The following is a 14,792-nucleotide window of genomic DNA, read 5'->3' on the forward strand; positions in this document are numbered from 1 at the left end:
GTGATACTCTAAAACACATAAGGGCGAATAAAAATTAAGAAGAAAATCCCCAGCATTAAAAACCATTTTAAGAAATAGTACACACGACTATTTTTAGCTTTTAAAGCCTTGGCTTTTAAACGCACTTGATAGACATAGCCAAAGACTTTATTTAAGCCACCCGTCTGATCGCCTGCTTCATTCGGAGAGCTTGCTGCGGTCATCACATTTTTGCCAAACCAGTGATTAAACTTTTGCATCCAGCGAGATTTTAACGGACGCTCGACATCGGCAAAGAAAATAATACGGTTTTGAGAAGTGCCATTTTCAGCATAGTGAATATAGGTTTCATCAAACACCACACTTTCACCATCACGCCATGAATACCGTTCACTATCGACATCAATAAAACAACGGTCATCATTTGGTGTCATCAATCCCAAGTGGTAACGCAATGAACCTGCGTACGGGTCGCGATGACGCACTAAACGACTGTCGGGCGCAAGTTCAGTAAACATCGCCGCCTTAATGCTAGGCAAAGTTTTTAATAATGCTGTGGTTTTTGGACATAATTCTGCGGCAGATGGATGCGCGGAGTCATACCATTTTAAATAAAAACGCTTCCAGCCTGTTTTAAAGAATGAGTTAAATCCCAAATCATCGTAGCTACTTGAAGCTTTAATACCACCCTGTTCATACAAAGCTTTGGCTTCATCACGAATCATTTCCCAATTGTCATCCAAAACCTTTAAATCTTGAAAGTGCTGGGTGTCGATATAAGGTTGATTCGGCACTTTAGAAAATAAGTACATTAAATAGTTGATCGGTGCGAGAATGGTAGAATGGTCAAAAAACTGACGATAAAAACTATGACGCACCTTGCCGCGCTGTTGAATATACAACGCTGAAGCGATAAAAATCGCCAAAATAACCCACTTCAACATAGAACAACCCAAATTGCTGAAAACAGCTGAAATTCAAAAATGGCGCATATTCTACTCAATTTCAGCGCATGAGGTCATAGCAGAAAATAGAACACAGCATTGCAAGTCGCTGTCCAAACCTATCGACTTCATGCTTTAAAACTTATCATCAAAACAAGGGATTGACTTTTCTGTCCCAAACAACCCACTGATAACATCTATTTATCAAGCTTTTCTAAATCGAAAATGCAATACAACCTGATTAAAAATAAAAGAGAAAACAATCACTTTCATCTTTCTTTAAACATAGGATTTTAAAATCGGGTCAAAAAGCAATTCCGCGCTATGAGAAAAATCATGACCCTTGCGTCACGGCTTGATACAACTTGCTATATTTTTTTTCGATATAGTTATCGTAAGATTAGCGAGGCATATATGTGTGCAGGACTATCGCACACGCTTCATAACATCAACTTAGAAGTCCTCCAAAATAAAGGAGATCAGGCATGATCCACGCTGGCAATGCCATTACCGTCCAAATGCTTTCGGACGGAATTGCAGAATTCCGCTTTGACTTACAAGGTGAGTCGGTCAACAAATTTAACCGTGCAACGATTGAAGACTTTAAAGCTGCGATTGAGGCTGTTAAAGCAAACAATGAAGTGAAAGGTTTAATCGTCACTTCTGCGAAATCAACCTTTATCGTGGGTGCAGACATCACCGAATTTGGCGCAAACTTCGCTCAAGGCGAACAAGCTATTGTGGATTGGGCATTGCCTGTTCACGACATCTTCAATGCTTTTGAAGATTTAGAAATTCCTAAAGTTGCTGCAATCAATAGTATGGCATTGGGCGGTGGCTTTGAAATGTGTTTGGTATGTGACTACCGTGTCATGTCAGACCAAGCACAAGTGGGCTTACCAGAAATCAAACTCGGTATTTTCCCGGGCTTTGGTGGTACGGTTCGTTTAAGCCGCGTTATTGGTATCGACAATGCGGTTGAATGGATGGCAATGGCCAACCCTAAACGTCCTGATGCTGCACTTAAAGACGGTGCTGTAGATGCTGTAGTTGCTGCAGATCAATTACAAGCGGCTGCGCTTGATTTGGTTAAACAAGCCATTGCAGGTCGTTTGGACTGGAAAGCAAAACGCCAAGAAAAATTAGACCCAGTGAAATTGAACCCACTTGAACAAATGATGGCGTTCAACACTGCAAAAGGTGCGGTATTAGCGAAAGCGAATCCTGCACAATACCCTGCACCAAAACTCATGCTTGATTCTTTACAAGCAGGTGCAAGCTTGCCACGTAATGACGCACTCAAAGCGGAAGCGGAAGGCTTTGCTAAAGCTGCGGTAACGCCACAAGCAGGCGCGTTGATTGGCTTGTTCATCAACGACCAAGTGGTGAAGAAGACCTCGAAAAAATATGAAAAAGGTGCGCATCCTGTTAACCAAGCGGCTGTACTCGGCGCGGGTATCATGGGTGGCGGTATTGCTTACCAAGCGGCAAGCAAAGGCACACCAATTATCATGAAAGACATTGGCAATCCACAATTGGCATTGGGGATGTCTGAAGCAAACAAATTGCTGACCAAACAAGTTGAACGTAAAAAAATGACACCTGCCAAAATGGGTGAAACTTTGGCACGTATCCGCCCAACTTTAAGCTATGACGAGTTTAAAGAAGTAGATATCGTGATTGAAGCCGTGACTGAGAATCCGAAAGTCAAAGGCATTGTGTTGGCTGAAACTGAAAAATCAGTACGTGAAAACACCATTATCGCGTCAAACACATCAACCATTTCGATTACACGTTTGGCAGAAAACCTACAACGTCCAGAAAACTTTGTCGGCATGCACTTCTTTAACCCAGTGCACATGATGCCATTGGTAGAAGTGATTCGTGGTGAAAAAACTTCACCTGAAGCGATTGCGACTACTGTGGTACTTGCTCAGAAAATGGGTAAAACACCAATCGTAGTGAATGACTGCCCAGGCTTCTTGGTGAACCGCGTATTGTTCCCTTACTTTGGTGCATTCGACTTGTTACTTAAAGATGGCGCAGACTTCCAGCAAGTTGACAAAGTCATGGAAAAATTCGGCTGGCCAATGGGCCCTGCTTACCTGATGGACGTTGTTGGTATCGACACGGGCGTTCACGGTGCAGAAGTCATGGCAGAAGGTTTCCCAGACCGTATGAAGCCAGACTATAAAGGCTCAATCCAAGTCATGTACGAAAACAAACGTCTAGGTCAAAAAAATGACGTTGGTTTCTACAAATATGAATTGGATCGTAAAGGCAAAAAAGCCAAAGTGGTCGACCCAACTGCGTATGAGCTTGTAGCATCTGTAGCAACATCTGAAAAACGCGAATTTGATGCACAAGAAATCATTGACCGTATGATGCTTGCGTTCTGTAACGAAACTGTACGTTGCTTAGAAGACAACATCGTGGCGACACCATCTGAAGCAGATATGGCGATGATTATGGGCGTAGGTTTCCCTCCATTCCGTGGTGGTCCATGCCGTTACATCGACCAAACAGGTGTTGCTGAATATGTTGCGCTTTGCGACAAGTATGCACACTTAGGAAAAGCTTATGAAGCGCCACAAATGTTGCGTGACATGGCTGCTAACAACAAAAAATTCTACGGTTAAGGAGCAACGTGAATGGCTACTTTAAATCCACGTGACGTTGTCATCGTTGATGGCGTACGTTCTGCAATGGGTAAAACCAAAAACGGTATGTTCCGCAATGTACGTGCTGACAGTCTATCGGCTGAATTGGTTCGTGCTTTAGTTGCTCGTAACCAGTTTGATGTCAACGAAGTTGAAGATGTGATCTGGGGCTGTGTTAACCAAACCCTAGAACAAGGTATGAACATTGGTCGTAATATTGCTTTATTGGCTGATCTTCCAAAAACAGTAGCGGGTCAAACTGTAAACCGTCTGTGTGGTTCTTCAATGCAAGCGATCCACACCGCTGCGGCACAAATTTCAACCAATCAGGGTGATATTTTCATCATTGGTGGTGTAGAGCACATGGGCCACGTGGGCATGATGCACGGTATCGACATCAACCCTGCTGCATCGAAGCACTATGCCAAAGCCTCAAACATGATGGGCTTAACTGCTGAAATGTTGGGTCGCATGAACGGTATTTCTCGTGAAGAGCAAGATGCCTTTGGTGTGGAATCACACCGTCGTGCATGGGCTGCAACGCAAGAAGGCCGTTTTAAAAACGAAATCATTGGCATTGAAGGTCATGATGCAAACGGCTTTAAACAACTATGCGACATCGACGAAGTGATTCGTCCAGATGCTAACCTTGAAGCATTCCAAGCTTTACGTCCTGTATTTGATCCGAAAGGCGGTACCGTAACTGCGGCGACATCTTCAGCATTGTCTGATGGTGCTTCTGCTATGTTGCTTATGTCTGCTGAACGTGCACAAGCATTAGGTTTGAAACCACGCGCGGTGATTCGCTCTATGGCCGTTGCAGGCTGTGATGCAGCAATCATGGGTTATGGCCCAGTACCTGCAACGCAAAAAGCACTTAAACGTGCGGGCTTGTCAATTGCAGACATTCAAACCTTTGAATTAAACGAAGCGTTTGCTGCACAAGGTCTATCTGTTCTAAAAGGCTTAGGCATTTATGATCAGCAAGATCGTGTGAACTTGAACGGTGGTGCAATTGCACTCGGTCACCCATTGGGTTGTTCAGGTGCGCGTATCACCACCACGTTGTTGAACGTGATGGAACAACAAGACACGCAAATTGGTCTTGCGACCATGTGTATCGGTCTTGGTCAAGGTATCGCGACAATTATTGAGCGTGTGTAAAAAGTCTTCGTAATAAAAAAATCCTCGCATCATGCGGGGATTTTTTATTTTGTTGTTTTGAGCTGTTCTAATTTTTAAATTTTATTCTTTTGCATTGTTATCTTGAAGACTAGATGGCTGATCAGTTGTGATTTACCTGCACGGCTTAAACCAACAACTCCCCCATCAACCATGTCATATAGCGTTCTTTATCCATAAAGTCTGGGGCGCTGCCTGTATCCAAGCAATAATATTGTTGATTAAATTCAATCACAATTTGTTCAGTCTGATGCCAATCTTCAACCAAACGAAAGTGCTGATTAAAGAAGTAACGGTTCTTGCCCCAATTATTTAAATTTTCGAGTTTCGGGTAGTTTTTATTTTCTAAGAATTGCAAATACAGTTGTTGAATATCATCAAAGACTTGAATGCTGTTCATATTGGACCTGCCTAGCTGAGCAATTAAATCAACAGGCACAGTTTAGGCAAGAGATTTGAACGGCAGATGACATTCTTTTGACAATTTGATGTAAGGATTTGCCAGACCTTACAACTTGCTTTCCAGTGCCCGCTGATGCTGCTGAGTGATCTCTTGCATTTGCGTATTGAGCTGCACCATCTCTTGATATACCGCATTAAATTCTTTCAAGGCTGCATCTTCATAGAACATGAAGGTATTGTTTTTGAGCTCCCATTTATTGTTTTTTAAAATTGCAAACAACACATACGCCTTACCCAAATTTTTCTTTTCCAATTCAAATAATGCGTGTCCTTGGTCATTATGGCGGCTTTCTAGCAAAGATTCTGCTAAATGACGGCGCAAATTATGATTGATTTCAAGATTCTCAATCTGCTCCAAAGCCATCGCTTCATGCTGTTCTAAATGTTCCTGATACAGCTCTACCATGGCACGTACTTGCACCAACATGGCTTCGGTATCAGCATAGTCTTGTTTTTTATCTGCAGCAAGTCGTTGAGGATCTAAAAACTGATCCCAATTCAAGGCTTTTAATTCACGTAAATAGCTATTGCGCGCTTCGGCACTTTGCACCATGTGACTCAAGACAAAACTCGCCATAATTTGATAGTCGCCATCTAAACGATTATCTTTTAAGTCAATTTGAATCGGCTTAGACCAATCCTGTGCCTGTACAAAAATTTGTTCGGCTTTTTCATAAATCACATTTTGATAAGCATGCAATTGAGTGACTTGTTTTTGCTGCTGTTGATATTGATAAAACATCCCGCCAAAAATCAGCAGCGTTGCACATCCTATAATTAGCACTATACGTCGCATGCGTGCCCTCTTATTTTTTAGTATTTGCAATATCTTAGCGTGAAGCCTGTCACATTTGTATAGCATTTTATGCTTATTTTCTAATGCAGCCATTAGAATATAGTGAAATAAATCAATTCATTTATGCCTTTATATGATTCTGTATCCATGACGCTATTTGATCAGATGCTCAAAAATAAGTTTAGCATCGCTTTATGCTTTAAATTTTATGTAACATCCCCATCTTAGTAAAAAACAGAATTTGAGATTGTTCATGCGCGTTGATATTTGGTCAGATATTGTTTGCCCGTTTTGCTATATCGGCAAAAAACGTTTAGAGGCTGCTGCTGAAGAAGCAGGTGTAGAATTAGAAGTGCATTGGCACAGCTTTGAACTTGATCCAGATGCGCCACCGCGTCAGGAAGTGTCCAATTCAGAGCGTTTGGCACAAAAATATGGGCGCAGCCTTGCCGAAGTAGAAGACATGCAGCGTAATATTGCCGAAATGGCAAAAGCTGAAGGCATTGACTTTCAATGGGAAAATGCCAACTCTGGCAATACCTTTAATGCCCATCGCTTGGTGCATTTAGCGCAAAGCAAAGGCTTGGGCAGCGAAGCCAAAGAGGCTTTTTTCTATAGCTATATGACTCAAGGTTTGGCAATTGGCGAGCGTGAAACACTAGAAGATGTTGCATCACGTATTGGGCTGAATCCTGTAGAAGTGGATGATGTTCTAGATTCTGACGAATATGCCGACTTTGTAAAATTTGACCAAGAAGTTGCACGTGAACAATTAAACGTCACTGGCGTACCGTTCTTCGTATTTGATCAGCGTATTGCTTTAGCAGGTGCACAGCCACGTGAAGTCTTTGTGCAAGTTCTGCAAAAAGCCCTTGAAACAGCAAGCGAGCTAGAGCTTGAAGATGCAGCAAGCTGCGATGCAGAACAATGCGATGTGTCTGAACCCAAAGCTTAAGATTGAAATACAGACAAGGCTGAATAGTGTTCTTCCGGCTAATTAGACGCACAAAAAAATCCCATTACGGGATTTTTTGTGCTTTTAAAATGGGTCAAAGTTCCAGCTTTGCCCCGCAACCATGCTTCGGTTAGTTGTCATCTTACTATGCTTCGTTAATGAAGCGAGGTGTTATTCAACCAAGAAGCTGATTTTTAAATTGACCCGATACTCCGTGATTTGATTGTCTTTAACCACCACTTTTTGTTCGTTAATCCACGCCCCTTGGACATTTTTAATTGTTTCTGTCACTTTAGCGATTCCAGTCTGAATCGCGTCTTCAAAACTTTTTGTACTGCTTGAATTAACTTCAACTACTTTTGCAATTGCCATGATTTTCTCACTGTCCTTTATCGTTATTGGAATTCCATCATAGATTAAAAAAACCGCATTTTTAGACTGTTTAACCAATCACAGCCAAAACATTACATGATTTCACACTGTCAAAAATTGTCACCATTCACCCTCATTTCAGACTTATCCAAATACAAATTTTGCAGACATCTCAACCATTTAAGCCTACACAAAAAACTAGAGCTAAAACTCTAATATATTGTTTTATATTGCTATTTTTAAAATAATTGCCGAAATGATCATTTTGTAAATTTTAAACTTTGTTATGATTCATGTGAATTTTTTATTTCGTTTGATCTCCCTACGATGTCTATTCTTCTGCCTAGACATTAACACTTTGGATGGATATTCCCATGAATATGTTTAAATCTGTTTTGATGGTTTCACTTTTAGCAATTGCTGCAAATGTATCTGCTCAAATTGTGCATGTACCTGATTTTCCAACTCAAAAAGTGAATACAGAATCGGCTGCATCTGAAGCTGTTGTAAATGAACCAACTTCGCAAAAGGCAGCTTAAGTTACGCGTTTTATCCACAAATTTTAGCTGTATTAATCTCTCCCATTTCTCTCCCCAAACAGCAGTCTAAAGCAGGCTGCTGTTTGTTTTTCTAATGCTAAATTTGCTTTAAATCGTCCATGCAACATCTAAAAACTGTGTTCTACCCAATTGCTAATACTTTTTTGGCACTGCGATTTAAATTTTTTTGATTATTTTTCATATAAAAAGCGCATTTTTTGTCAATAATGTCTAAAAAAGCACAAAAGCTGACAATTTTTAGCATGTATTTTTTAATTAAATCCATATAATTAAAGTGATTTTTTTTCATTGCTATAGCAGATGCCTATGCAACAACTTCAAGCACTTATACAAAGAAAAATTCCACCTCAAGCGATTGAGGTCAACCATTTAATAGAATTAGCCAAACGCTATCCTCAACCACAATCGGCAGAATATAAATTGATTGAATTGGCTCTGAATATTGTCTTGGCAGATTATTTGGAAAAAGCACAACAACATATTTAAGTATGCATCAATGAATACACTAGAAAAATCACTGTTGATTAAAGAATTACGCGACTTAATTGATGCTTTAACGCATAAAAGACTCAGTCTGTATGAAACAGCCAAAGCCAAAGCACGCATTAAAGAAATTTTTATGCTGTGCGATAAACCGATTTTTCAAAAACAGTTGCTCACATTTAAAGCCTCACAAAATCCAATTCAAACTGCGGTAACTTTTGCAGAACAAAGTTTATATGCACAATCTTTTCGTGGCGTATTTACACAACTTGAAGCACTTGAAACAGTACTTTATCAACAGCCTGAAGCAGGTTGGGCGATTTTGTATCAACCGAGAGCAGGTTGGCAAATTTGGTTAATTCCTGCTGCAGACCGCACTGCTCTGCTAAGCGAATTTCAAGATTTAGAGCAGGTCTATCGCTGGATGTTGGAACAGCAGCAACAGTATCACTGCCTTCAAACCGATGCAGAACTGAAACAAGCTGCTGTGCTAGAAGCTGCTCAAACTGTAACGATAGAAGCAGCACAAACTCAACCAATTTTTGCCACTGTAGACCCAGAAGAAAATAAAGCTGTAGATTCGCCAATTCAATTTGAATTCATTACAGACCACATCGCTACAGAAGAAGTTGCCTCGTCTGATACTCAAGTTGTGGACGTGGCTAAAGATGAACTTACAATTGAACCGACAGCAGACCAAACGATCATTTCCAATGCAACATTGGATATAACTCAGCCTGATGCAACGACAATAGATACTGCCCAGATGACGGCTGGCACGCAAAAACCAAGCGTCAACCCAGCTTATAATCTATTGTTAAGCCAATATAGTTGCCCCATTTCTGCGCTGAATCTTAGCCAAAATGAGTCAGCACAGTTGTATCGGGTCTTTTTGCCTGAAGCGCCAGAAGTCACGCAATATGCCGATGTATTGGTGCATTTGTCTGATCCCGAAGAAGATCAGCAACAGGTGTTGGCGCGTGCGGTATATTTGGCAGAACAAACCAATACGCAAGGACGCTTTATTAAATATGTGGTACTGCTTGGCGCATTAGATCAAATGCAAGCGATTCGTTTGACTCAAAACTTTTGCCAACAGTTTGAACATGAAATTGCAGCAATACGTGAAATTTCTTGGGAAAAATTACAAGAACATTTATTTGATTTCGATCAGCTTTTTCAATGCTATAGTCATGATGCTCAAATCGTGTGGCAGCAAGAGCATTATTTTCCTTTCATTCCAATACAGCACATTCAAACTACTAAGTTTATTCAGTTTGAAGAAAGTGAAGCACAGAGTCATACCCCTTTGATTTTACTGAAAGAACGACAAAAAATTCGTGTGATTCATGGTCAAAAGCGCTTACAACTGTCCCGTACTGAACAAGCTATACCGCACATTTTATTAGATCGACAACAAGGTATTAGTTGGCAAATGATTCAAAAAGTCATCTCCCAATTACAGCAACCGATTGATGCTTTGCAGTTATGCCAAGCACTTCAAATGTATCAAGAAAAAGAGGTTTCTGCCTAAAAACTGCCGTTTATATTATGATTTTGTAGCCAAGTCTTGCTTTTATCTCATAGATTTTCAACACTAACAAAAATGGCTTAAAGATCAGTAAATAATGTCAAGAATAAAGCACACATCGCCTTTTATATTAAGCTGTCTCTTAAGTGGGGTCGCAGGCATCACTTTTGCACAAGAATCAACTCAAGCAGTGGATCAAGCCCATACGCCACTGCCACCTTATGAATTGCCTGTCGCTCCGCCAAGTGCAGCAGATAAAAACGGTTTTTATTACACGATTCCACGTTGGATTGATGCTACACCGACGGTGTTACCCGAACAATCCAATGAACCCATTGTACCTGCCACCGCAGAAACGGAACATTTAACTTGGTTCGATCAACGTCAAAAAAATATTCGCAACTGGGCAGATAAAACAGCACATAAACTGGATAACTGGTTTGGTGAACCAAGTCCTGAACAGCCTGCCTCAGCCACTTTGCGGGTTTTGGTCGATAGCAGTTGGGATAAGCATAATGAATATGAAGTCAAACCTCGTATTCGCGGGAAAATCAAACTGCCTACGCTTGAAAATAAACTCAGTGTGGTCTTTGGTGATGACTCGCTCGATAACGAATTGCAAAATAACGTCGCCATTACCAACGAAAACCCAGCGCATGATGCAGACAAAACTGTAGACAGCAAACGTAGCCGTGAAGACAACAGTTCTCTGGCATTACGTTGGTCGAACTTTGCCGAGCGTCTACCTTTTGAAACAGATGTCGATTTAGGGGTACGTTCTGGCGATGATATTTATCTGCGTTTAAAAGCCTCTAAAGACTGGACTTTGGAAAATGATTTCTCTTTTCATGCCGAACAAATTTATCGTTATGGCATCGACAGTGAAAATTATCTCAGAACCAACTTGGAGCTCACGCACGCACGCCCCAATCAGGCTTTCTTGTCCAATCAATTTAGCCTGACCTATGCCGATGAACAAGATGATGATTTGGTTTGGGACAACTACACCTTTAGACAACATCAATTCTTTGCAGGCAACCGCTTTAACTATGGCATTTATACAGGCGGTTATTATCACGATGATGACTTACGTTTAAATCGTTGGGGGCCATTTGTCTCTTGGCGTCAACCATTTTTACGTGAATGGTTCTTTATTCAGGGCGATGTCAATTATTTAAATGATGATCGCGCAGATCGTAATCATTATCTCGGTGCTTTAGTGCGTTTAGAAGCCATTTTCTAAACAGGTAACATCTACAATCAAGCCAAATTAAAAAACCAAGTCTTGCGAACAGGACTTGGTTTTTTTGCAAGATGATCTTGCAAGATGACGATGCATTATTTGTACAACGCATCATCGATCATGTTCATGCGAAAGCAGACTTACTTTAACAGTAAGCTATTAATACGTTTCACATATTCCGCTGGGTCTTCAGGCAAGCCACCTTCAGCAATAACAGCTTGATCAAAAATCACATGCGCCAAATCATCAAATTGATTGGAGTCCTGTAATTTTTTCACCAAAGGATGCTCTGGGTTGATTTCCAAAATTGGCTTCATATCAGGTACAGCTTGCCCTGCATCCTTCAACATACGAATCAATTGTGGTGACAGTTCACCTTCACCTGTTACCAAACAAGCAGGGGAATCAACCAAACGTGTAGTCACACGCACTTCTTTGGTTTTACCGCTTAAAGATGCAGACAATTGCTCAACCACAGGTTTAAATTGTTCTGCAGCCGCGTCTAAAGCTTTCTTCTCTTCAGCATCTTGTAGATCGCCTAAATCAACCGCACCTTTAGATACGTTTTGCATTGGCGTGCCATCAAACTCCTGCACAAAGTTCATCGCCCACTCGTCTACGCGTTCTGCCATCAACAACACTTCAATGCCTTTTTTCTTAAACAACTCCAACTGTGGAGAATGCTTTGCTGCGTTCAAGTTGTCTGCCGTAACGTAGTAAATGGCTTTCTGACCTTCTTTCATTCGCGCTTTATAGTCCGCCAATGAGGTACTGATGTCATCATTACTTGAAGTAGCGTAGCGTAATAATTTCAGGATACGTTCACGGTTGCCAAAGTCTTCGCCTAAGCCTTCTTTTAAAACTGAACCAAATTCTTGATAGAATTGCTTAAATTTTTCTTGGTCTTTTTCATCTTCAGACTTGGCTAAATTGTCCAACATGGTCAACACACGACGGGTATTGCCTTCGCGGATGGTTTTCACATCACGGCTTTCTTGCAATAACTCACGGCTCACGTTCAATGGCAAATCGGCGCTGTCCACCACACCTTGTACAAAACGTAGATAGTTCGGGATCAGGTTGTCTGCCTCATCCATAATAAATACGCGCTTCACATACAATTTAATCCCCGCTTTGGCTTCACGAGTAAAAATGTTGTGCGGTGCTTTACTTGGCACATACAACAACTGGGTGTATTCAGTACTGCCTTCAACACGGTTATGCGCCCATGCCAATGGTGCGTCAAAATCGTGGCTGAGGTTTTTATAAAACTCAATGTACTGTTCTTCACTAATTTCGTTTTTATTGCGCGTCCACAACGCACTGGCCGAGTTAATTGCTTCCCACTCATCAGTTTTCACATACTGACCTGCTTTCGGTGTTTCACCTTCAGCTGCTTCTTCTTGCTGCCATACTTCTTTCTGCATTTGAATTGGCAAACTGATGTGATCAGAGTATTTATTGATGATCTGCTTAACTTTGTAGCTTTCTAAATAATCCAGTGCATCTTCACGCAAATGCAAAATAATATCGGTACCCCGTTCTGCTTTGTGAATTTGCTCGACATCAAACTCGCCCGTACCCGCACTGCTCCAACGCACGGCTTCATCTGCAGCCAATCCCGCACGGCGTGATTCAACGGTGATTTTATCCGCCACGATAAAACCCGAATAGAAACCCACACCAAATTGACCAATCAATTGCGCATCGGCTTTTTGATCGCCCGTTAATTTAGACATAAAGTCTTTGGTGCCGGATTTGGCAATGGTACCCAAATGCTCAATTGCTTCCTGTTGGCTTAAACCAATGCCGTTATCTGAAATGGTTATGGTTTTCTGATCTTGATCTAAACGAATACGCACACGTAAATCAGGATCATTTTCATAATATTCAGGATGATTGATACCCTCAAAACGTAATTTGTCGCAGGCATCTGATGCGTTAGAAATCAGTTCACGTAAGAAAATTTCAGGGTTGGAATAAAGAGAATGGGTCACCAAATGTAATAACTGCGCCACTTCGGCTTGGAAACTGTGTTTTTGGCTGTGCTCGCTCATTCATCACTCCTTAAATTCATAAACATGGTTATTGTTGGATGTGTTAATGAATTGGAGTGATTACCAGATTTTTCAAGCCTAAACCCAGAAAAATTTAAAAAGGCGCACGTTGATAGACCTGATTTAAATGATACTCTAATTTCTGCTGACGCAAATTATACACTTGGGTTAAACAATCGACGGAAGCGCCACAACGATCACGCAACTCTAACCAACGCAGTTGTTCATCACGAATTTGTGAGCGCGTCCCCATAGCGACCAAACGGCTGACGATACGATAGGTGGTGGCCATTTTCACATCGGCATCATTGACCGCACGATGTTCACAAATGGCATGTTCCGTTTGTGTTTTGGCTTTCTCACAAGAAAAACTCGCCGCATGCCCTGCGACACTCAGCATTAAACCAAGACACACAAACCAACCGTATTTGATCAACATGAATTAATTCCTTTTTTTATCGTTCTTTACTTTATCTTTCAGACTGTAAATGAACATGGCATATGCTCTCAATTTTTTCATTCGCTACATTTGTTATTTTTTGCAATAAAAAACCCCATCATAAAGATGGGGTTGCGCTGATTTTTATTATTATAAAGAGCTACATTTTATAATTAGAATTTGTAGCTATAACCGATGGTGTACACCATTGGGTCGATGTCTAAATCGAATTTATGGTTACCTACATCAACTAAAGTTACTTCAGGACTCAATTGTGCATAACGTGCATCAACGAATACACCCCAGTTTTTCGCATCAGCTGGCTGGAAGTTAAAACCGATTTGGCCTGCAAAACCAAAATCTTCTTTAACTTTAACTTTACCTAATGCATCTGATTTTTCATCCCATGCAACAAATGCAGTACCACCTACACCAATGTATGGTGTAAAACGGGTTGCATTTTTAAAGTGATATTTCGCTGTTAACGTTGGTGGTAAGTGTTTGATTTTAACAGCAGACTCGCCTTCCACCAAAACATCATGGCTAATCGGAGTTGCAAGCAATAATTCTGCAGAGATATTGTCATTAAAGAAATATTCTACAGATGGGGTAAATGCATACTCATGATCAGCCTCAACATTAAGACCTAATGTTGTACTATCTTGGGTTGGAGAAATAACCGAACCACCAACTTTAACTTGCCATTGACCTGCCATAGCAGAAGCAGACATTCCCATTAATGCAATTAGAGCAACATGCTTTAACATTTCAAAACCACCTTTAGAATAAAAATCTTAACGCTTAATTAATATTAAACATGACCACTATTAATATGCAACACATATTAAACATAATATTTTAATTATTTTATAAGCTATTCATTATTATATAAATTTATTTTAAATAGACTAAATTACTTGGTTTTAAAACCCGAGTTAATTAATAGAGTTTATATTATTATTTCCCGACTATATTACTCAATTTTATTTAAAAAATATATTAAAAGGTTTATTTAAAATACATCTTATATTTATTTAAAAATTAAAACAAATTTATTTTAAATAGATTGATTCACTCGGGTTTTATATTTTCAAAAAATAAAAAACCAATAAAAATTATTTAAATTAAA

At 40.4% G+C, this 14,792-nt stretch carries 14 protein-coding genes; 7 read left to right on the top strand and 7 right to left on the bottom strand.

Translation table 11 applies throughout. The features are described 5' to 3' along the window. Window positions 1–8: 8 nt before the first annotated feature. Complete coding sequence (lpxO, locus tag E0H79_RS04420; RefSeq protein WP_131260941.1) at window positions 9–923, bottom strand: lipid A hydroxylase LpxO; 915 nt, start codon at window positions 921–923, stop codon at window positions 9–11. Window positions 924–1,408: 485 nt separating this feature from the next. Between lpxO and fadB the strand changes: the two genes are divergently transcribed. Continuing rightward, a complete protein-coding gene (gene fadB, locus E0H79_RS04425; RefSeq protein ID WP_131260943.1) occupies window positions 1,409–3,562 on the top strand; it encodes a fatty acid oxidation complex subunit alpha FadB in 2,154 nt (717 codons plus the stop codon). Window positions 3,563–3,574: 12 nt separating this feature from the next. After that, window positions 3,575–4,747, top strand: a complete 1,173-nt coding sequence (gene fadA, locus E0H79_RS04430; protein WP_131260946.1) for an acetyl-CoA C-acyltransferase FadA — start codon at window positions 3,575–3,577, stop codon at window positions 4,745–4,747. 145 nt (window positions 4,748–4,892) lie between these two features. Here fadA and E0H79_RS04435 read toward each other — a convergent pair whose 3' ends face one another. Continuing rightward, window positions 4,893–5,165: a hypothetical protein gene (locus E0H79_RS04435; protein ID WP_004975814.1), complete on the bottom strand. Its 273-nt coding sequence runs from the start codon at window positions 5,163–5,165 to the stop codon at window positions 4,893–4,895. A 108-nt stretch (window positions 5,166–5,273) separates the two neighbouring features. Further along, entirely contained in the window at window positions 5,274–6,023 is a 750-nt protein-coding gene (locus E0H79_RS04440; RefSeq protein ID WP_104852942.1) for a hypothetical protein, read from the bottom strand. A gap of 253 nt (window positions 6,024–6,276) precedes the next feature. On the opposite strand from E0H79_RS04440, the gene E0H79_RS04445 reads away from it, so the two are divergent. Further along, window positions 6,277–6,978, top strand: a complete 702-nt coding sequence (locus E0H79_RS04445) for a DsbA family oxidoreductase (RefSeq protein WP_004975810.1) — start codon at window positions 6,277–6,279, stop codon at window positions 6,976–6,978. A 171-nt stretch (window positions 6,979–7,149) separates the two neighbouring features. On the opposite strand, the gene E0H79_RS04450 is transcribed toward E0H79_RS04445, so the two are convergent. After that, entirely contained in the window at window positions 7,150–7,350 is a 201-nt protein-coding gene (locus tag E0H79_RS04450; protein WP_004975809.1) for a dodecin family protein, read from the bottom strand. Window positions 7,351–7,724: 374 nt separating this feature from the next. On the opposite strand from E0H79_RS04450, the gene E0H79_RS15220 reads away from it, so the two are divergent. The 4 genes from E0H79_RS15220 to E0H79_RS04465 all read left to right on the top strand — a co-directional run bounded on the left by E0H79_RS15220 (window position 7,725) and on the right by E0H79_RS04465 (window position 11,167). Continuing rightward, complete coding sequence (locus tag E0H79_RS15220; protein ID WP_019836107.1) at window positions 7,725–7,889, top strand: hypothetical protein; 165 nt, start codon at window positions 7,725–7,727, stop codon at window positions 7,887–7,889. A 327-nt stretch (window positions 7,890–8,216) separates the two neighbouring features. Beyond that, window positions 8,217–8,396, top strand: a complete 180-nt coding sequence (locus E0H79_RS04455) for a hypothetical protein (RefSeq protein WP_019836108.1) — start codon at window positions 8,217–8,219, stop codon at window positions 8,394–8,396. A 10-nt stretch (window positions 8,397–8,406) separates the two neighbouring features. Further along, entirely contained in the window at window positions 8,407–9,927 is a 1,521-nt protein-coding gene (locus E0H79_RS04460; protein ID WP_131260948.1) for a hypothetical protein, read from the top strand. Between the two features lie 94 nt (window positions 9,928–10,021). Then, the gene (locus E0H79_RS04465) at window positions 10,022–11,167 is read left to right on the top strand and encodes a hypothetical protein (RefSeq protein ID WP_131260950.1); all 1,146 of its coding nucleotides are present in this window, start codon (window positions 10,022–10,024) and stop codon (window positions 11,165–11,167) included. Window positions 11,168–11,307: 140 nt separating this feature from the next. On the opposite strand, the gene htpG is transcribed toward E0H79_RS04465, so the two are convergent. The 3 genes from htpG to E0H79_RS04480 form a co-directional block, all read right to left on the bottom strand. Next, on the bottom strand, window positions 11,308–13,224 hold the full coding sequence (htpG, locus tag E0H79_RS04470) for a molecular chaperone HtpG (protein ID WP_131260952.1): 1,917 nt from the start codon (window positions 13,222–13,224) through the stop codon (window positions 11,308–11,310). Between the two features lie 94 nt (window positions 13,225–13,318). Beyond that, a complete protein-coding gene (locus E0H79_RS04475; protein WP_131260954.1) occupies window positions 13,319–13,663 on the bottom strand; it encodes a lysozyme inhibitor LprI family protein in 345 nt (114 codons plus the stop codon). 173 nt (window positions 13,664–13,836) lie between these two features. Beyond that, window positions 13,837–14,430, bottom strand: a complete 594-nt coding sequence (locus E0H79_RS04480; RefSeq protein WP_131260957.1) for an OmpW/AlkL family protein — start codon at window positions 14,428–14,430, stop codon at window positions 13,837–13,839. Between the last annotated feature and the right edge of the window lie 362 nt (window positions 14,431–14,792).

It is taken from the genome of Acinetobacter sp. ANC 5045, from assembly GCF_004331005.1.
Lineage (GTDB): Bacteria > Pseudomonadota > Gammaproteobacteria > Pseudomonadales > Moraxellaceae > Acinetobacter > Acinetobacter towneri.